Source organism: Acinetobacter sp. NIPH 2699 (genome assembly GCF_022549355.1).
Taxonomy (GTDB): domain Bacteria; phylum Pseudomonadota; class Gammaproteobacteria; order Pseudomonadales; family Moraxellaceae; genus Acinetobacter.
On sequence record NZ_JAKZGL010000003.1, the window covers coordinates 188,808 to 206,746 of the forward strand.

A 17,939-nucleotide genomic window follows, 5' to 3' on the forward strand; every position below is an offset into this window, starting at 1 on the left:
GCTGCGCGTTGATATTGATTTTGAAGTGGTTATGGCAAAAAGAACAACCCGAAAGCGTAAAACGCAATTCGCTTTTTTGAGCCAAAATGTTGGAAAAATTTTATTGGCTTTGCTCGCAACGAGCAGCTTTGCGATTGCATTTGGCAATGAAAAAATTTCTAAATTGATTCCATTACAGAGCAATAATGGAACATGTTTAAAACAATTTTATCGTGATGTTCCGCCTTTATTAAATAAAGAAAGTCTGCAAAGAGACAGTTACGCGTTGTGCTTTAATGATTTTAATGTGATGTATTCTGGCATCTCAAAAACCCCACTGTGGACAGCCGAATATTTAACTCCACAGCGTTTAAGTATCAAGATTAAGCGAGAAGATAATTTCCATGAAGAAACTCGTGTAGCAGAGCGACATCGGGCATTGTTGTCAGACTATCGTGGTTCAGGCTACGATCGTGGGCATATGGCACCGAATGGTGATATGAACAATAAGGCCGCGCAATATGACAGTTTTTCATTGGCCAATATGGTGCCACAAGCGCCTAAAAATAATCAGGAAACGTGGCGTAAAGTTGAGGAGGCGGTTCGTTCCATTGTTACTAAGCAACATAAAGATGCTTATGTTCTAACGGGTCCGATTTTTGAAGGGCAGCGGTTAAAAACCATTGGCAATGGGGTGATTGTGCCCACAGCGGTGTATAAAGCCGTATATTTACCCAAACAGGGCATCATTGGTGCCTACTATGCGCCAAATAATGCATCACTACAGGTTAAAGTGGTCAGTGTGTGTTATTTGGAAGAAAAGCTTGGGATCAACTTATTTCCACAGTTAACCGAGCAGCAGAAGCGTAATATTTATCAGCTACCACTTTCTGCGCAACAGGTGACACCAAATAAAGACATCAGCTATTTGCATTGGGATGGGCAAAGCCAATGTGCAGAAGAAGCAACCACAGCAAGTATTCAAGCGCAGCAAAACCAGTTTAGTTCGGGTCGAACCCAAGCCGCCGAAAGCCAGTTGCCACACATTGATGAAGAGGCTAAACAAGCGGTAATTCAGCACTTGGTGGATATGTTGGTTCAGTATTTTTTACAATTGTTGAGATAATGTAGACGCTCTTGCAAAGCACGTGAGCTTGGCTCATGTTGTAAAGCAGACAATAAGAATGGGAGGTGAAATGTTTAAACCTTTTGAACATGGCAATGAGTCTTCAGCGATTTATGATCTGACTTTAGAAAATCAGGTCGATTGCGTGAGCTTATATGGCAATTTGCAAATTACTAAAGATCAATCAGGTCTTAAAACAGCGAAAGCCTTGCAAAGTTTTATCAATGATGTGGTGACGGCGTTGGAGAAAGAAAATCTACCTGCACAGATCGAACGTCAATCGGAACAAGAAATCGAAAATCCATTTCTTTGACTGCAAATTTAACAATAAAAAAACAGCCTAAGTTAAGGCTGTTTTTTTTATGAAGATTAAGTCTTAGTCTTGTTCACGTCCAACAATTTTATAAATCACAGCACCAATCACGGCACCAATAATTGGAGCGACCCAGAATAACCATAATTGACTGAGTGCTGCGGTTTCAGCAAAGAATGCCACACCTGTACTACGTGCAGGGTTTACTGAGGTGTTGGTTACAGGAATACTGATTAAGTGAATTAAGGTTAAAGCCAAACCAATTGCAATCGGTGCGAATCCAGCAGGTGCACGACGATCAGTTGCCCCCATAATAATAATGATAAAGAATGCAGTCAGTACTACTTCGATAATGAAAGCAGAGCCAAGAGAAAAATTATTTGGTGATAAATCACCATAGCCATTGCTGGCAAAGCCACCTGTACCAGCGAAGCCTGCTTGACCTTGTACAATAATATAAAGGACCAATGCTGCAATGGTTGCACCAATCACTTGAGAAATAATATAAGGGGCAAGTTCTTTAGCTTCAAAGCGTCCACCGACCCATAAACCCACACTGACAGCAGGGTTAAAGTGACCACCTGAAATATGACCAAACGCGTAAGCACCCGTTAAAACGGCGAGACCGAATGCCAATGCCACACCCATAAAGCCGATACCAAGTTCTGGATAGGCTGCTGCAAGTACAGCACTACCACAACCACCAAAAACGAGCCAAAAAGTTCCAAGAAACTCTGCTAAATATTTGTTCATTGTTATCACCACATATTTTTAAAAAGAAAAATTAGGTATCCAAAACATTATTATGAACACGTTTAACCCTATGTGAAAAAAATGTGAACTGATCCACATAGGGGTGTGGGTTATTGTATAAAGGGTGTAACAAAAAGGATCAGTTGTGAAACAGTGAGTTCATCAATGGTTTTATTACGAATTGTAAGTTGTGTTGTTGTTCCGCCACTGTTGCGGTGTCTGTCCTGTCCAAAGTTTAAAAGCACGTTGGAAAGCACTTTGCTCTGAATAACAAAGCAGCAAGGCGATTTCTTGTAAACTGAGATGAGGGTCTTTTAAATATTCAGTCGACAACATAAAGCGAATTTGTTGTACACGCTCCTGAAAAGTGGTGCCTTGTTGTTGCAAATGTCGTTGTAACTGTCGAACAGAAAGCCCTAATTTTTCTGCAATAAAATCGATCTGATATTGGTTCTTTTGCAAACCTGTCAAAATGGCATGTTGTAGACGTTGATCCAGTTGAGTTGAATTCGGTAACTTGTCTAATAAAGCTTGCGCCTGTTGTAACAGCAGTTGTTGTAGGGTGTGGTCACTGCTTTTTAATGGTTTAAACGCTTCAGCTACTGGCAATAGCAGTTGCGTTTTAGGCTGTTCAAAACGAACCTTGCAGCGAAAATATTGCTCATAAATACTGATATTTTTTGGAGGCGGATTGACGAAATGCACTTCGTGTAAATGGATACTTTCACCTGACATAAACAACTTGAGGAATTGCACCATCAATGCAATGGCAATTTCATCGGTGAGTTGGGTTGGATGCGGTTCAGGTGCTTCCCAACGAATGGAAACATAAGGGTCATTAAACTCGACTACCAAAGGGCTGCCATCATAAATCAAGCGATGAAAGTCATGATAGCGTGCTAATGCTTCGCCCAAATTTTCACATGAAAGCGCGAGGTAAGCGATTATACCGAGATGTTTAGGTTGCACATAGGCTGCAATTTCTAACCCAAGTCCAATTTTGGGATCTAAGCGATTGAGATCTTCAAGCAAGTCACGCCAAATCACATAATCGAAGCGTTCTAAGTTTCGAATTTGTTGTAATTGCTCAGGAACAGCGATATTTTCTGCCTCACAATAGGCTTTGAGTAAATGCCCCAAACCACCAAAAACAGAGCCAGTATAGTTCTTGAGTTGAGACATCCTGTCGACTCCTTTGTTTGTCGTGTTTTGTCAATACAACTATAGCGTATCGTCAATACTTCGCCTACCAAAATTTATATGCTGAATATAAGTCAGGACAGATTGGGGAAAAATCATGCTAAAAGGTTTTATTGCAGGTTTGGCAGTTGCCAATGCATTTGAATGGTTTGCACATAAATATATTTTGCATGGCGTGCATCGCTCAGGGCAGCCACGATATAGTCCTGTACCGAGAAGTATGGAATCACATTGGGCCCATCATCGTGAAGTGCGTAAGCAGGAATTTGCCGATGAATGTTATGTGCAAGGATTCGAACATTGGCGCACACGTAATGAAGTGATGTCACTGGCGGTGGTGGCGGGGGTGGCAAGCGTGGCGTTTTATCCATTCTCAAAAGGCATGTCTTTGGCGGCACTCTACAGTGCTGGCAATTATTATTATGTGCATCGCCGTGCGCATTTAGAACCTGATTGGGCGAAAGCTAGCATCCCTTGGCATTATGATCATCATATGAACTCTAACCAAGATGCCAACTGGTGTGTGACGCGTCCTTGGTTTGATTATGTGATGGGAACCCGTGTGGTCTCTTCTGCGGACTTAAAAGAAGCGAATCCATTGGGCATACCTTTACCCGCAACATTCTCTAAGCTGCTTACCCAAGCGATAGAATCTGTTTTTCCTGCCAAGTGGGTGGAACAAAAGCCCAAATTGCTTGCATCTGCTGCTGTTGAAGAAGCGGAAAAGGAATCGGTTGCTTAAGTGATAAAAACGAGGGAAAAGAGGTCATCTTTTTTGACCAATCATGACGGAATGAAAGGGCGGTTGTCGTGAATTGTCAATAAAATAGGGTTTTAATGTCAATATTTCTGCTGCTTTTATCGCTATTTTGGCTCAGGCACTTTAAATGCTTAGAATTTACTCAAAATGGCTGTATGTTCTCTTACCCTCTGGCGTTGTTTATACGCAGTTTCTATACCTTGCTCAGCAAGGTATTTTTTTGTCTGTGATAAATGTCGAACGAATAAAAAACCTCTCAAATCATTGATTTGAGAGGTTGCTTTTAAAGCGCATGCAATGCTTATAAGCGCATTTCAATGCCTTGTTCCGCTAGATATTGTTTTGCTTCAGGAATGCTATGCTGACCAAAGTGGAAAATAGAGGCTGCAAGCACAGCATCTGCACCACCTTTTAATATCCCATCTGCTAAATGCTGTAAGTTGCCAACACCACCTGATGCAATGGTGGGTACACTGACACGGTCATTGATCGCACGCATCAGCGCAATGTCATAACCTGCTTTAGTTCCATCGGCATCCATACTGGTAATCAACAGTTCACCTGCACCGAAGTCAGCCATTTTCACAGCCCATTCAATGGCATCAATGCCTGTGGTTTTACGACCACCGTGAGTAAAGATTTCCCACTTATTTTCACCTGTTTTCTTGGCATCAATAGCAACCACAATACATTGTGCGCCGAAACGTTGCGAGGCTTCCTGTACAAACTCAGGATTAAATACGGCTGCTGAGTTGATGCTGACTTTATCGGCACCTGCATTGAGCAGTAAACGAATATCTTCTACTTTACGCACACCACCGCCAACGGTTAAAGGCACAAATACACTTTCTGCCATCCGTTCTACCGTGCGATAAGTCGTATCACGTCCATGATGGGTAGCGGTAATATCTAAAAAGGTAATTTCATCGGCACCTTGTTCGTTATAACGACGAGCAACTTCGACAGGATCACCTGCATCACGAATATCAAGGAATTGAACGCCTTTGACGACTCGACCATTATCAACATCTAAGCAAGGGATAATACGTTTTGCGAGCATAAAATTTTCCAAAAAATCGCCAATAAAGAAAGGAGACCGATTTAGGTGCTACACCTTCATGAAGGGAACAGGTATTCTAGCAAACTTCACAGCTATTTTTTGCAGGTTTTCCATGTCGGTTTATACCCCGTTGAGTTTAGAACAAGTTCAAGCCTTTGCTGAGCCTTATGGTTTAGCAGTGATTGACCTGATTCCAATCCAAGGCGGTATTCAAAACACCAATTATTTTTTGGTGGATCAAAATCAGAAGCAGTATGTTTTAACGGTTTTTGAAGAATTAGATGCGATCGGGGCAGGTGAGCTGGTGCCTGTACTGGATTGTTTGGGACAGGCAGGTGTGCCTGTGGCAGTACCCTTGAAACACCACGGTCAAGCGATTCATAGTATTGCCGATAAACCTGCACAAATTGCGCCACGAATCATGGGTCAACATCCAGAAGATACGACCATTGAGCAGATTGAAGCGATTGCTCAAGCACAAGCAAAATTGCATTTGGCTTTGCAGGGTTTTCCTTTGGTGCGTGATTTTAACCGCAATCATCAGTATTGGACTGAGGTTGCTGAACAGTTGAAACCTCACATGAGTCAAGCGGATCAGGATTTATTGGCGCTGGTTTTTCAGCAGTTTGCCGACATCACACAACAACATCCTGATCGTCCAGTGGGCTTTATTCATTCAGACTTATTTAGAGACAACACACTATTTGAAGGCAATCAGTTAAACGGTATTCTTGATTTTTATGAACTCAATCAAGATGAGTGGCTATTTGATATTGCGATTAGTATCAATGATTTCTGTACTGCCTATCCACAAGCGTATCTTGATCAGCGTAAAGCAGATGCATTTTTGGCGGCTTATCAGGCGATTCGCCCGCTTAGCGACGATGAGCTGGCGTGTTTAGATATTTATTTAGCGATGGCCGCCTGCCGTTTCTGGAGTATGCGTTTGCAAGTGGCGCAGAAAAATGCAGCGCATGGTCGTACAGGTGAAGATATTTCTCAGAAAGATCCAGTTGAAATGCGAATGATGTTACTAGACCGATTACAACGAATCACAGCTTAGGAAAAAGTCATGCGAGATCAAGGACGTTTAGTGGAATGGTTTGATGACAAAGGCTATGGCTTTATTCAACCCAATGATGCGAAGAAAGAGCGAGTTTTTCTACATATTAAAGACTTTGCTCGCACTGGCCCAAGACCGATTGTGGGCTGTGCTTTAGATTATTTGGTGATTTTAGATGAGCGTGGTCGCTATCGCGCGCAACAAGTCGTTTATTTAAAAGCATCACAAGTGATTGAGCATAAAGCCGCGCCTGTTCGACCGACCACAGCGACTGGATGGTCGTCGATGAAAGTCGGGATTGGGGTTTATATTGTCTTTATGGTGATTGCGAGTTTTAGCAAGCTATTGCCACCGTTTACCTTACTCTTTGTAAGTTTGATGAATGCACTGAGTTATTGGTTGTATTCACAAGACAAAGAAGCAGCACAATTGGGCAATCGTCGGATACCTGAACAGACTCTGCACATCGTTGATTCTTTGGGTGGATGGTGCGCTGGTTGGCTTGCCCAGCAAAAACTGAGACATAAAACACAAAAACAACCGTTTCGTAAGATTTATTTCTGTACCATAGCTTTTCATATATTATTGATATGTTGGTTAATTTCTCCACTCAATATTTTTCATTGAGGGAGGTTTTGGAGCTAAATAAAAATGAATTACTCTGTTGATCAAGACCCGAATCGCACTTTGACCTTGATTCTTTATGTGCTTTATATTATTGCGATTTTTAGCGGTGGTTTATTGGCGATCATTGCCTTGATTATTAACTATGTGAAACGTCGTGATGTACAAGGTTCAATTTTTGAAAGCCACTTTACTTGGCAAATTCGCACCTTTTGGTGGTATTTAGCGTGGAATATTATTGCCTTTATCCCATTTTTCTTCCTGTTTTTGACAGGCGATAATCCAAATGCATTTGCTGGTGTTGCGCTGTCTGGCACAGTTTTCTGTGTATCAGTTATTTTTGTGGCATGGATATGGATCGTTTATCGCGCGATTCGTGGTTTGATTGCATTAAATGACAATAAACCGATGTATCAGTAATTTGAACAGAAAGCGGATAATAATCTTATCCGCTTTTTTCAATAAAATTTGAATATCACTTTATATCCTTAGATATCAATAACCATATATTTGATTTTATAAAAAATTACCTTCAAATTGTGTTTGAAGAATTTAAACAGGTTTAATTATGATTATAGAGCATGTGCATTTAAATATTAAGCCAAATCAAAGTCAGGCTTTTGAAGCAGCATTTCAACAAGCCAAAGCGATTATTTATCCAATGGCTGGGCTGAATGCCGTGCAATTGATCAAGCATGTTCAAGATGATCAGCGTTATATTCTAATGATCTTTTGGGACAGAATTGAACATCATACCGAAGGGTTTAGGAAATCTGCGGCATATCAAGAATGGAAGGCATTACTACACCCATTCTACGATCCGATACCAACGGTAGAGTACTATCAACCGCATATGTTGTTGAAGAAGAACCAACCACCAAACAAAGATTAATACGGAAGTTTTATTTTTCTTTGGGATGATTGAGTATTTTAAACTTCAACTCACTCACCAAAACCCCTAAGACCACCAGTAAACCACCAAATAATGCCAGTAGTGGCAACCGTTCACCTGCGATACGCCCAAATAATCCTCCCCAAACAGGTTCGCCAGCATAAATGATGGCAGCACGGCTTGGATCAACCATACGTTGTGCCCAGTTCATCACAAATTGAATCAATGCGCTCGCAAGCCCTAAGCCCACTGCGATCATCACTAAGGGCCAAGAAAAAGTTGGAATACTATGTTCGCCAACAAGAGGCATACTGGCAAAAGACAGTCCAGAAGCAACCACCAACTGAACCACCGTGACACGTCTCAGATTTACTTTCCCTGCAAAATAACCAATCAAAATAATTTCTAAGGCAATCACAAAGGCACAGATCAGGGTGAGTATTTGCCCATAATTTAGGCTAATACTTGAAAAGCCATTTCCTGTTAAGAACACTAAACCGGTAAATGCCAAGCTTGTACCGATCCATGTCATTAAGGATGGTCTTTTCTGGAAAATGATCCACATTAATACTGGAACCAGTGGAACATAAAGTGCTGTCAGAAAGGCTGATTCACTACTGAGAATGGTCTGTAAGCCAATGGTCTGTGTACCATAACCAATTGCAATCATGATACCAATCGCTGTACCAGCAAGCGTTTCTTTGAGCGTCAAGCCGCGAATAGATTTCATCGAAATAAGGAAGATCACCAATGCCGCTACCGCAAAGCGGCAACCGACAAAAAACATCGGCGTACTAAAATTCAGCGCATATTGCACGGCTAAAAAAGTTCCGCCCCAAATCATGGTAATAAAAATCAGTGCGAGTTGTGCTGCTTTTGGAGAGGATGAGAGATTCGATAACATGCTTTAGAAACAGGAAAAATCAACTTTATATTGTGTATAAATTGATAGGTTTTATGCAAGAAAAATAATCTAATTTATTTCAGTTGAGGCGATTTATTTCACTCAAAATAAAAAAGAGCCTGACGGCTCTTCTTTAAGCGTTGTGTTTAGAGGCGATCTTCATCTAACAATAACTGGGCGTCACGAAGACTCAATGTGCCTTCATAAATCGCACGACCTGTAATCGCACCTAAAATGCCTGTCTGACCTTTTAAATGACGCACATCGTGAAGATTGGTCACGCCGCCAGAGGCAATCACAGGCAAACCTGAATATTGTGCCAAGTTGACAGTCTGTTCAACGTTGACGCCTTGCATCATGCCATCACGTGCAATATCGGTGTACACAATGCTCGACACGCCTGCATCGGCAAAGCGTTTAGCAAGATCAGTGGCTTTCACATCAGTGACATTGGCCCAACCATCTGTTGCCACCATACCATTGATGGCATCAATGCCTACGATGATATGACCTGCAAAGCGTTTACATGCTTCGTCCACGAACTCAGGGTTTTGAACCGCTTTGGTTCCAATAATGACGAACGAGACACCTGCTTCAAGATAGTGTTCGATCGTTTCCAGTGAACGGATGCCGCCACCGATTTGAATAGGGAGTTCTGGTTGGGCACGCGCAATTGCCTCAACCACAGGTTTATGAATGGGCGTACCAGCGAAAGCACCATTTAAATCAACTAAATGTAAACGGCGTGCGCCTTCATCCACCCAGTGTTGTGCAGTTGCGACAGGATCATCAGAGAACACAGTATCGTCTTCCATACGCCCTTGTTTTAAACGAACACATTTGCCATCTTTCAGGTCAATTGCAGGGATGATTAGCATGCTTTCGCTCCTTGCGTCATCATAGAGTTTAAATTGGCTACATATTAGCAAAGTATTGATCAATCGCTAAGCCTTGGATGTTGAACCTTTGAGTATTCTGATGATTTGTTGTTGCTGTGGACTTAATAACCGATGCTGATAGAGATGTTCAAAGATTAACAGAGCTGTATACGCGTCTGCTGTGGCGTATGCAATTTGCTGAGGGCTTAACTGTTTAACGGACCAATTCGAGGTGCTTATTTTTTTACTTTTAGCAAAATAACGATGAAAGAGTAGGGCAACTGCTGTCTGTATACCGACTTGAGTGCGGTAACCAAAACTCGCAAAGCTTTTAGAAAGCTCAATCAGTTGTTTAGGCTCAATTCCTTTAGCACGGAAAATACTGGCATCATTTTTGAGTCCAAAACCAACTTTGAGTTGTTGTTCACTTTCTAAAATAGGTTTTAAGAAATTCAAAATCTCAGGTGTGACTTGGAAAAGATAAGCTTTGTCATGGGTAGCTAACTGGATTAAATGTGGTCCTGTCGATTTTTCACCCACTTTAAATGTGGGTTTAGATTCTGTATCGAAACCAAAAATGAGAATGGCGTTGAGTTCAGCTTGAACTGCTAAACATTGTTCGAGTGTTTGAATGACCAGAATATTTTCATGGTTTAAATTTTGAAAGGCGGGTAATGCTCTGATCTGTTCTTTGGTTAAAGGAATCATTGGTTGCTGCATTTCCATCTTTATTAAAACTCAAGCCATTTGTTGGAGCTTAAACGTTTTCGTCTAGATGAAAAAGCCAAGTAGCAGAACTTGGCCTTTAATCAAGGGAAATATTTATTCAGAATAGTTTTGTTGATATTCCATTTGGATTTGTTGGCTTCTTTCTATGTAACCCTGATACGCTGGCAGCGCGATTGCTCCGATAATACCGAAAACAAATGCCAGTGGAAGAATCACAATATAGATCCAGCCCAATACTTTTTCCCAACCTGCTGTTTCCCGCAGAGGACCATAATTATTTTCACCGTCCGAGCCTTTTGCAGCGAGCAGATAGATTAAAAATATAAGGTTAAAGAAGGGAATAAGCATTAACAATGATAGCCAGCCCGTTTGATTGCGATCATGTAAACGGCGAATAGTAAAAATAAAAGAGATATAGATCATTGCAGCATAAATCACAATGAAAAGTAGTACGGTGATTAAGGGAAAATCACTATTTACTAGAAGATTGCCACCAAAACTTGCGAAGGCCAAAATGAAAATCACGATACAGAAAACAATCGTCATTAACATTGTCCATGCAGCAAAAGACAATCGACCAAAACGACCTTTAGCGCTGAGTGGTTTATCTACGGTTTGGATAGGTGAATTCATTTTTATTCCTATTTAGGTGTTTTTATACAATTGTTTAAATGGAGTGATCTGTATAGTTGGGGATAATAAAGAAAATAATATGAGAATTACAGAATATTTTGATAAAAGCAGATCAAATGCATGGATTTAATCTGCTACAGTTTTTGTAATTAGATGTTCCATTCCACAAAGTTTTTCAACAACTGCAAACCTGCGGTATGACTTTTTTCAGGGTGGAATTGCGTGGCAAATAAATTATCTTTATGAATTGCGGTACAGAAATTCACACCATAATCACAGGTTGCTGCAATAACAGTCGAATCTTGTGGTTCAACATAATAGCTGTGCACAAAGTAGAAACGCGCATCTTGCTCAATGTTGTTCCACATCGGATGACTTGGATCAAGTTGATGCACTTGGTTCCAACCCATGTGAGGTACTTTTAGATTTGGTGTTTCTGGGAAATGTTTAACTACGCCATCAAAAATACCGAGTGCATCCACACCACCATTTTCTTCAGATGTTTGCAGTAGGGCCTGCATACCGACACAAATCGCTAAAACAGGCTTGTTGAACGCGGCTTGGCGAACCACTTCATCAATGCCAGCCTCATGCATGCCTTGCATACAATCACGCATTGCCCCTACACCTGGAAATACGATTTTATCGGCTTTGGTAATCAGTTTCGGGTCATTGGTGACATCAACAGTCGCACCGACATGTTCCAAGGCTTTTGCCGCAGAGTGCAAATTGCCCATACCATAGTCAAGTAAAGCAATACGCGTCATTACAAGCTACCTTTGGTCGAAGCAATGGTATTTTCTGCACGTGGATCAACTTCACAAGCCATCCGCAGCGCGCGCGCTAACGCTTTAAATACACTTTCAATCTGGTGGTGGCTGTTTTTACCTTTCAGGCTATCAATATGTAAGGTCATCAGGGCGTGATTGACAAAACCTTGGAAAAACTCCGAAAATAAATCGACATCGAAGCTGCCAATACGGGCACGAGTGAATGGAATATCCATAAATAAACCCGGGCGACCTGATAAATCGACCACAACGCGAGACAATGCTTCATCAAGTGGCGCATAAAAATGACCATAACGACGTAGGCCTTTTTTATCGCCTAAAGCTTGTGCAAAGGCTTGCCCTAAGGTGATTCCACAGTCTTCTACTGTGTGGTGATCGTCAATTTCAAGGTCACCATCACAATGAATATCGATATCAAATAGACCATGGCGCTTGATTTGATCAATCATATGGTCTAAAAATGGAACTCCAGTGTTGAGTGTGCCTTGACCAGTACCATCGAGATTGAGACGAACTCGAATTTTTGTTTCGTTGGTATTTCTTACCACTTCACTGATACGTTGCGTCATGGACACGTTCCTCAAAAAACGTCAAAAATGATTAAATTAAAAACCGATAGTTTCGCTGTGACGAAAAAGTGACAGCATCATAGTTTGCTCAGGAGGGTTAATCAATGCCTATTAGCGTACACGCTTACAGTTCTCTAGATCATCTAGGGATTCGTACCCAGCTAGAGCGACTTTACGATACCAGCCCAGAGTTTGGTGATGGACAAGATGCTGTGGAGCAACTTGAACAAAATCTACAGCAATATACCACAGTTTATACTGCCGAATTTAACACCAAAATTATAGGTGCAATTTGGGCAACAGGGCAAGGAGAAAGCCGTGTTTTAGAATATATCGTGGTACATCCAGCTAACCGCGGGCGTGGTGTTGCAGAACGTTTGGTTGAAGAGGTCTGTCGTTTTGAAGAAGAGCAAGGGGTAAAACAGTTTGAACCAGGGTGTGGTGCAATTCATCGTTGCTTATCGCATATTGGTAAAATCTAAATAGGTGGTGGGGCATTGTTGTCTTTGCCGCAAAATTAAACGCTAGATAGAAAAATCCGCAAATTTGCTTGACGGATTTTGGCAAACATTGTTTAATACGCCCACTTTGGCGCGATAGCTCAGTCGGTAGAGCAACGGATTGAAAATCCGTGTGTCCCCAGTTCGATCCTGGGTCACGCCACCATGATTTGTATTTTCAATCCCTGATCCCATCAGGGATTTTTTTTGTCCAAAATTTTTGCAGCACACTTTTGGATAAGAAATGGTCATTTAAATCAAAAGCTCAGGATAGTTGTTGACTATTTATCTGAGATACGGCTTAATACACGCCATTGGCGCGATAGCTCAGTCGGTAGAGCAACGGATTGAAAATCCGTGTGTCCCCAGTTCGATCCTGGGTCACGCCACCATATTCAAAAAGCCTCAAACGAAAGTTTGGGGCTTTTTTTATATGAGAAATATTTAGACTGTGTTATTTATTATTCTTGTCTTCATAGAACACTCAACAATAAAAAAGCCATGAAAGATTTATTTTCTGAACAAAGTGAACTTTATCAACAGGCACGCCCAACTTATCCACAATTGTTGGTTGAAGCGCTTCTAAAGCATGTATGTGGTTTTGAGCAGGCTTGGGATTGTGGGGCTGGCTCAGGGCAATTCACACAATTACTTGCACCGCATTTTCACAAGGTGATCGCCACTGATATTAGCCAAAACCAGTTAGATCATGCACCGCCTATGGCAAATGTATAATATCTCCAGCAAGCCGCAGAGCAAATGTATTTCCCAGACCAAACTTTTGATTTAATTACGGTGGCTCAAGCGATTCATTGGTTTGATTTTGAAAAGTTTTATGCTGAGGTCAAACGTACTCTAAAGCCTGACGGTGTATTTGCGGTGATTGGTTATGGTCTTTTACATATTGATGATGTGGATTTGAATCGTCGTATTACGCAGTTATATGCAGAGACTTTAAATGGCTTTTGGGATGCTGAGCGTCGATATATTGATGAGCATTATCAAACTATTCCATTTCCTTTTCAGGAAATCGGCATGCCTTCATTTGATATTGAGTTGAGATGGACAGGGGCACAGTTGTGGGATTATCTAAATACATGGTCTGCGGTCAAACATTATCAAAAACAGCGCAATGTGAATCCATTGGCGCAATTGCATGATATTTTGGAAATGCAAAAGGCAATAAAAGTTTCGTTTCCAATCTTGTTACGAGTAGGACGAATATAAAAATTGAAATATGAAAATAAAAAAGCATGCTTTCACATGCTTTTCTAAGGTAAATAGAGGGTTTGTTAAGCCGATTTAGCAATATTTAAATTCACTAGCATCTGACCATTTTCTTCAAAGTTCGCATGCCAAGACAGGGCCTCACGCAAAATGTGTGGCGTGTGACCACCTCTTTCACAAGCACGATCAAAATAATCATTCAATGCATGTTGATACAGTGGATGTACACAATTGTCAATAATGACACGTGCACGCTCACGTGGTGCTAAACCACGCAAATCAGCCAAGCCTTGTTCAGTCACTAAAATATCAACATCATGCTCACAATGATCAACATGACTCGCCATAGGAACGATCGAAGAAATATCACCCCCCTTGGCAATTGATTTGGTTACGAAGATAGCCAAATGCGCATTGCGGGCAAAGTCACCAGAACCACCGATCCCATTCATCATTTTGGTTCCGCAGACATGGGTTGAATTGACGTTACCGTAAATATCAAACTCAAGTGCAGTGTTAATGCCAATAATACCTAAGCGACGCACGATTTCGGGATGATTGGAAATTTCTTGTGGGCGTAATACCAGTTTGTCTTTGTATTGATCCAAATTGCCAAAAACACGTTCGCCACATTTTGCTGATAACGTAATGGAGCTACCTGAGGCAAATTTCATTTTACCTGCATCAATTAATTCAAAGGTGCAGTCTTGTAGCACTTCTGAATACATGACCAGATCTTCAAAATGAGAATCTTTTAAGCCTGTTAATACAGCATTGGCAATCGAGCCAATCCCTGCTTGTAGTGGACCTAAATTCTTCGCTAGGCGACCTGCCGCAACTTCTTGTTCAAAGAAGGCAATCAAGTGATTGGCAATCGCCTGTGTTTCTGCATCGGGTGCAGTGACCGTTGACGGAGAGTCTGCGGTATCGTTGAGTACGATACCTACGATTTTTGCGGGATCAATGGGAATCGCCGTTGAACCAATACGGTCATCCACTTGGGTTAAGGGGAGAGGGGTTCGTGTCGGGCGATAGCTTGGAATATAGATATCGTGTAAACCTTCAAAGTCTGCGCTCAATGCTGTGTTGATTTCAACAATCACTTTTTCAGCAAAAATCGCAAAGCTGGCAGAGTTACCCACTGATGTGGTCGGAACAATATGTCCTTCTTCAGTAATGGCAACGGCTTCAATCACCGCAATATCAGGGCGTTTGAGTTGCTGGTTACGCATTTGCTCGACGGTTTCAGATAAGTGTTGGTCTACAAACATCACTTCGCCATTATTGATGGCACGACGCAAGGTGTTATCGACTTGGAAGGGCAGACGACGCGCCAATACACCTGCTTCAGTCAATTGTTTGTCTAAATCATTACCGAGGCTTGCACCTGTGATTAATGTGATTTTTAACGGATTTATTTTAGCCCGATTGACCAGTGCTTGAGGAACAGCTTTTGCCTCACCAGCACGTGTGAAACCACTCATGCCAACGGTCATGCCATTTTCAATAAAGCTAGAAGCCTGATCAGCACTCATGACTTTGTCATGAAGGCTGTGAAGGCGAATGCGACTTAAAGACATCATCCATTCTCAATGTTGCTTTCTATAAGTGCTGGATTTTAGCCTTAAAATGTGAAAAGTGTATCGAATTTAGGCTAAGGTCTAACGCAAATTACGGCATATTTGATCAGAAATTGTCTTTCTAAAAATGTCCAGTCAGTGTTTGTCTGATTTTGCCAATGGTGTTGTTTGGTGGTTCGTCTGATTCAGGTACTGGAATGGGCAATGAAATAACCACTTCTAAGCCACCTTGTTCGCGATTACGGATATTGATTTGTCCTTGATGAATATCAACAATACGCTTCACGATCGCAAGTCCAAGCCCACTGCCTTGAACGGTACGTGCTGAATTTCCACGGACAAACGGTTGCATCAACTCTTCCACCTGTTCGGGAGGAATACCTTCACCATGATCAGCAACTGTAATTAAAATATGATCATCGACGTGGCTAGCAGAGAGTTCAATGGGTTCGGAACCATAGCGTTTAGCGTTATTGAGTAGATTCGCGATTAAACGTTTCAACGATAGACTACGTGCTGGAATGATCGGCAACTCTTGTGCTTCAAACTGTATATCCATGGGCTGGAATTGCACCACCAACTCTTGTAGTAAGGTGTTGAGATTGGTGTCTGTCAGTTCTTCATCAGAACCATCACGCATATACGAAATGAATTGATTTAAAATCGCATCCATATCATCAACATCGTAGATCAGCCCTTCTCGAAAGAATTCATCAGGTAGCATTTCTGCGGTTAAACGAATACGCGTCAACGGGGTGCGGAGATCATGTGAAATTCCTGCCAACATGATTTGTCGATCACGTTCGGTTTGCTCAAGGGTATAGACCATATGATTAAAGGCTTGGTTCACTTGGCGGATTTCAAGTGGACCGTGATTGGTGTCGAGATACGGCGCTTTACCTGTTTTACTATAATTGTTGGCGGCATTTTGTAATCGACGTAAGGGGCGATTCATTTGGCGGACCAGAATTAGAATAATAATCGAAGACAAGATAGGCACACCAAATAACCACGATGCAATCAACTCAACGCTATAGTTGTCATAGGTTTTGAGTGGTTCACGAACCCAGTTGCCATTCATTTCTGGCGTTTGAATCCAAATACGTGGAATCGGTTTAAACTTGAAGTAAACCGTTACATCTTTAACACCTAACTCTTTGGCTAGTTTGGCTTCAATTTGATTGGTAAATAATTCAGCAAGGAATTTTTCTTCGACTTTAGGAAATTCTTTTGGATCGGTAATGTACTCGATACCAATACGATTCTTTAGCCAATCATCAATATCGACTTCGTTATCTCGATGTAAAATACGAATATCGGGATTGTTGATCAGTTCGAGTTCAATCGCAAGATAACGTGCATGTTGCTGTAACTCAGGTAAATATAAGGTACGCCAAAAGAACCACAAAGACATAAACAGACTGAAAAAGACCATAGACAGTACCAAAATGGTGGTACGCATGGCGGCAGAACGCGGTTTAATTTTATCTAAAAAACGTTCCCATTTTGTTCGCGGCCTTTCAGAGTAGGTCGCGAAGTCAGTAAATTCTTGCGGATCAATTGGTTCAAGTTTCAAGGTCTAGTTTCCTGCGCTTATTCCGCACCATCTGGAACAAACACATAGCCTACACCCCAAACGGTTTGGATATAGCGTGCTCGCGCTGGGTTGTCTTCGATCAAGCGACGTAAACGAGAGACTTGTACATCAATTGAACGCTCCATTGCGCCCCATTCACGGCCACGTGCTAGATTCATGAGCTTGTCACGGGTCAATGGTTCACGTGGATGTTGTACCAATGCTTTGAGTACGGCAAACTCGCCTGTGGTTAAGGTGACAACTTGACCTTCACGGGTTAAGGTTCGGGTGGAAAGATCTAAAGCCCAAGGTCCAAAACTAACCACTTCAACGTGCTGGCTTGGTGCACCTGGTACTTCACGCACTTGACGACGTAATACAGCGCGAATACGGGCAAGTAACTCATTTGGATTGAACGGTTTTGGTAGGTAATCATCGGCACCTGCTTCTAAGCCCGCAATACGATCAGAGTCGCTGCCACGCGCGGTGAGCATAATGATTGGGGTGTCAATATTGGATTGACGTAAGCGACGGCAGATACTTAGGCCGTCTTCAACAGGTAACATGAAATCAAGGACGATGAGAGAGAACAACTCACGTTGTAGCAAACGGTCCATTTGTGTTGCGTCATGGGCAGTTTTAACTACAAAGCCTTTGTCTTCGAGGAAGCGTTGTAAAAGCGTACGCAAGCGCACATCATCATCGACCACTAAAATGCGTTCGACCCGGTCTGTTTCATGGTGAACAGTTTCCGTCGATTCGGCAGGTACAACTAAACTCAT

Annotated in this window: 20 protein-coding genes, 2 tRNA genes and 1 pseudogene; 11 read left to right on the forward strand and 12 right to left on the reverse strand. The window is 41.8% G+C overall.

From position 1 onward, the window contains the following. Positions 1-31 precede the first annotated feature (31 nt). Together MMP72_RS04395 and MMP72_RS04400 are read left to right on the forward strand one after the other, a co-directional pair. Positions 32-1,105 (forward strand): DNA/RNA non-specific endonuclease, encoded by a 1,074-nt coding sequence (locus MMP72_RS04395; RefSeq protein WP_241314913.1) that lies wholly within the window; start codon positions 32-34, stop codon positions 1,103-1,105. A gap of 70 nt (positions 1,106-1,175) precedes the next feature. Beyond that, positions 1,176-1,418 carry a hypothetical protein gene (locus MMP72_RS04400; protein ID WP_241314915.1) on the forward strand — a complete coding sequence of 81 codons (243 nt, stop codon included), beginning with the start codon at positions 1,176-1,178 and terminating at the stop codon, positions 1,416-1,418. A 63-nt stretch (positions 1,419-1,481) separates the two neighbouring features. Here the strand turns inward: MMP72_RS04400 and aqpZ are convergent, their stop codons facing one another. Both aqpZ and MMP72_RS04410 read right to left on the reverse strand, forming a co-directional pair. Beyond that, positions 1,482-2,171, reverse strand: a complete 690-nt coding sequence (gene aqpZ, locus MMP72_RS04405; protein ID WP_241314917.1) for an aquaporin Z — start codon at positions 2,169-2,171, stop codon at positions 1,482-1,484. 174 nt (positions 2,172-2,345) lie between these two features. Next, complete coding sequence (locus tag MMP72_RS04410) at positions 2,346-3,353, reverse strand: AraC family transcriptional regulator (RefSeq protein WP_241314919.1); 1,008 nt, start codon at positions 3,351-3,353, stop codon at positions 2,346-2,348. Positions 3,354-3,468: 115 nt separating this feature from the next. Between MMP72_RS04410 and MMP72_RS04415 the strand changes: the two genes are divergently transcribed. Next, positions 3,469-4,113 (forward strand): hypothetical protein, encoded by a 645-nt coding sequence (locus MMP72_RS04415; RefSeq protein WP_241314922.1) that lies wholly within the window; start codon positions 3,469-3,471, stop codon positions 4,111-4,113. A 319-nt stretch (positions 4,114-4,432) separates the two neighbouring features. Here MMP72_RS04415 and hisF read toward each other — a convergent pair whose 3' ends face one another. Further along, positions 4,433-5,191 carry an imidazole glycerol phosphate synthase subunit HisF gene (gene hisF, locus MMP72_RS04420; protein WP_241314924.1) on the reverse strand — a complete coding sequence of 253 codons (759 nt, stop codon included), beginning with the start codon at positions 5,189-5,191 and terminating at the stop codon, positions 4,433-4,435. Between the two features lie 112 nt (positions 5,192-5,303). Between hisF and MMP72_RS04425 the strand changes: the two genes are divergently transcribed. The 4 genes from MMP72_RS04425 (at position 5,304) to MMP72_RS04440 (ending at position 7,770) form a co-directional block, all read left to right on the forward strand. Next, the gene (locus MMP72_RS04425; protein ID WP_241314926.1) at positions 5,304-6,254 is read left to right on the forward strand and encodes a homoserine kinase; all 951 of its coding nucleotides are present in this window, start codon (positions 5,304-5,306) and stop codon (positions 6,252-6,254) included. Between the two features lie 9 nt (positions 6,255-6,263). Then, positions 6,264-6,881: a DUF1294 domain-containing protein gene (locus MMP72_RS04430; protein WP_241314928.1), complete on the forward strand. Its 618-nt coding sequence runs from the start codon at positions 6,264-6,266 to the stop codon at positions 6,879-6,881. A 24-nt stretch (positions 6,882-6,905) separates the two neighbouring features. Next, positions 6,906-7,298 carry a hypothetical protein gene (locus tag MMP72_RS04435; protein WP_241314930.1) on the forward strand — a complete coding sequence of 131 codons (393 nt, stop codon included), beginning with the start codon at positions 6,906-6,908 and terminating at the stop codon, positions 7,296-7,298. A gap of 148 nt (positions 7,299-7,446) precedes the next feature. Beyond that, on the forward strand, positions 7,447-7,770 hold the full coding sequence (locus MMP72_RS04440) for an antibiotic biosynthesis monooxygenase (RefSeq protein WP_241314934.1): 324 nt from the start codon (positions 7,447-7,449) through the stop codon (positions 7,768-7,770). Between the two features lie 10 nt (positions 7,771-7,780). Here MMP72_RS04440 and MMP72_RS04445 read toward each other — a convergent pair whose 3' ends face one another. From MMP72_RS04445 to hisB, 6 genes are all read right to left on the reverse strand, one after another. Next, on the reverse strand, positions 7,781-8,674 hold the full coding sequence (locus MMP72_RS04445; protein WP_241314936.1) for a DMT family transporter: 894 nt from the start codon (positions 8,672-8,674) through the stop codon (positions 7,781-7,783). Positions 8,675-8,820: 146 nt separating this feature from the next. Beyond that, complete coding sequence (gene hisA / locus MMP72_RS04450; protein ID WP_241314938.1) at positions 8,821-9,552, reverse strand: 1-(5-phosphoribosyl)-5-[(5-phosphoribosylamino)methylideneamino]imidazole-4-carboxamide isomerase; 732 nt, start codon at positions 9,550-9,552, stop codon at positions 8,821-8,823. Positions 9,553-9,618: 66 nt separating this feature from the next. After that, on the reverse strand, positions 9,619-10,278 hold the full coding sequence (locus MMP72_RS04455; RefSeq protein WP_241314940.1) for a 3'-5' exonuclease domain-containing protein 2: 660 nt from the start codon (positions 10,276-10,278) through the stop codon (positions 9,619-9,621). 96 nt (positions 10,279-10,374) lie between these two features. Then, on the reverse strand, positions 10,375-10,914 hold the full coding sequence (locus tag MMP72_RS04460) for a DUF805 domain-containing protein (protein ID WP_241314942.1): 540 nt from the start codon (positions 10,912-10,914) through the stop codon (positions 10,375-10,377). 149 nt (positions 10,915-11,063) lie between these two features. Continuing rightward, the gene (gene hisH / locus MMP72_RS04465; protein ID WP_241314944.1) at positions 11,064-11,681 is read right to left on the reverse strand and encodes an imidazole glycerol phosphate synthase subunit HisH; all 618 of its coding nucleotides are present in this window, start codon (positions 11,679-11,681) and stop codon (positions 11,064-11,066) included. Continuing rightward, positions 11,681-12,274, reverse strand: a complete 594-nt coding sequence (gene hisB / locus MMP72_RS04470) for an imidazoleglycerol-phosphate dehydratase HisB (protein WP_004673288.1) — start codon at positions 12,272-12,274, stop codon at positions 11,681-11,683. The genes hisH and hisB overlap by 1 nt, the downstream gene beginning before the upstream one ends. Positions 12,275-12,378: 104 nt before the next feature. On the opposite strand from hisB, the gene MMP72_RS04475 reads away from it, so the two are divergent. From MMP72_RS04475 to MMP72_RS04490, 4 genes and pseudogenes are all read left to right on the forward strand, one after another. After that, positions 12,379-12,756, forward strand: coding sequence for a GNAT family N-acetyltransferase (locus MMP72_RS04475; RefSeq protein ID WP_241314947.1), 378 nt, complete (start codon positions 12,379-12,381; stop codon positions 12,754-12,756). A 108-nt stretch (positions 12,757-12,864) separates the two neighbouring features. After that, a tRNA-Phe gene (locus tag MMP72_RS04480) sits at positions 12,865-12,940 on the forward strand. Between the two features lie 150 nt (positions 12,941-13,090). Next, positions 13,091-13,166 (forward strand) — tRNA-Phe (locus MMP72_RS04485). 109 nt (positions 13,167-13,275) lie between these two features. Continuing rightward, positions 13,276-14,001, forward strand: a pseudogene (locus tag MMP72_RS04490) (class I SAM-dependent methyltransferase). A 65-nt stretch (positions 14,002-14,066) separates the two neighbouring features. On the opposite strand, the gene MMP72_RS04495 reads toward MMP72_RS04490, so the two are convergent. From MMP72_RS04495 to ompR, 3 genes are all read right to left on the reverse strand, one after another. After that, positions 14,067-15,581, reverse strand: coding sequence for an acetyl-CoA hydrolase/transferase family protein (locus MMP72_RS04495; RefSeq protein ID WP_241314949.1), 1,515 nt, complete (start codon positions 15,579-15,581; stop codon positions 14,067-14,069). Between the two features lie 121 nt (positions 15,582-15,702). Further along, a complete protein-coding gene (locus MMP72_RS04500) occupies positions 15,703-17,157 on the reverse strand; it encodes an ATP-binding protein (RefSeq protein WP_241314951.1) in 1,455 nt (484 codons plus the stop codon). A gap of 17 nt (positions 17,158-17,174) precedes the next feature. Continuing rightward, complete coding sequence (gene ompR, locus MMP72_RS04505) at positions 17,175-17,939, reverse strand: two-component system response regulator OmpR (RefSeq protein ID WP_004673280.1); 765 nt, start codon at positions 17,937-17,939, stop codon at positions 17,175-17,177.

Coding starts and splice junctions, on each gene's coding strand:
- MMP72_RS04395 (WP_241314913.1), top strand. CDS start 32: ATGGCAAAAAGAACAACCCGAAAGCGTAAAACGCAATTCGCTTTTTTG.
- MMP72_RS04400 (WP_241314915.1), top strand. CDS start 1,176: ATGTTTAAACCTTTTGAACATGGCAATGAGTCTTCAGCGATTTATGAT.
- aqpZ (WP_241314917.1), bottom strand. CDS start 2,171: ATGAACAAATATTTAGCAGAGTTTCTTGGAACTTTTTGGCTCGTTTTT.
- MMP72_RS04410 (WP_241314919.1), bottom strand. CDS start 3,353: ATGTCTCAACTCAAGAACTATACTGGCTCTGTTTTTGGTGGTTTGGGG.
- MMP72_RS04415 (WP_241314922.1), top strand. CDS start 3,469: ATGCTAAAAGGTTTTATTGCAGGTTTGGCAGTTGCCAATGCATTTGAA.
- hisF (WP_241314924.1), bottom strand. CDS start 5,191: ATGCTCGCAAAACGTATTATCCCTTGCTTAGATGTTGATAATGGTCGA.
- MMP72_RS04425 (WP_241314926.1), top strand. CDS start 5,304: ATGTCGGTTTATACCCCGTTGAGTTTAGAACAAGTTCAAGCCTTTGCT.
- MMP72_RS04430 (WP_241314928.1), top strand. CDS start 6,264: ATGCGAGATCAAGGACGTTTAGTGGAATGGTTTGATGACAAAGGCTAT.
- MMP72_RS04435 (WP_241314930.1), top strand. CDS start 6,906: ATGAATTACTCTGTTGATCAAGACCCGAATCGCACTTTGACCTTGATT.
- MMP72_RS04440 (WP_241314934.1), top strand. CDS start 7,447: ATGATTATAGAGCATGTGCATTTAAATATTAAGCCAAATCAAAGTCAG.
- MMP72_RS04445 (WP_241314936.1), bottom strand. CDS start 8,674: ATGTTATCGAATCTCTCATCCTCTCCAAAAGCAGCACAACTCGCACTG.
- hisA (WP_241314938.1), bottom strand. CDS start 9,552: ATGCTAATCATCCCTGCAATTGACCTGAAAGATGGCAAATGTGTTCGT.
- MMP72_RS04455 (WP_241314940.1), bottom strand. CDS start 10,278: ATGGAAATGCAGCAACCAATGATTCCTTTAACCAAAGAACAGATCAGA.
- MMP72_RS04460 (WP_241314942.1), bottom strand. CDS start 10,914: ATGAATTCACCTATCCAAACCGTAGATAAACCACTCAGCGCTAAAGGT.
- hisH (WP_241314944.1), bottom strand. CDS start 11,681: ATGACGCGTATTGCTTTACTTGACTATGGTATGGGCAATTTGCACTCT.
- hisB (WP_004673288.1), bottom strand. CDS start 12,274: ATGACGCAACGTATCAGTGAAGTGGTAAGAAATACCAACGAAACAAAA.
- MMP72_RS04475 (WP_241314947.1), top strand. CDS start 12,379: ATGCCTATTAGCGTACACGCTTACAGTTCTCTAGATCATCTAGGGATT.
- MMP72_RS04495 (WP_241314949.1), bottom strand. CDS start 15,581: ATGTCTTTAAGTCGCATTCGCCTTCACAGCCTTCATGACAAAGTCATG.
- ompR (WP_004673280.1), bottom strand. CDS start 17,939: ATGAGTTTAGTTGTACCTGCCGAATCGACGGAAACTGTTCACCATGAA.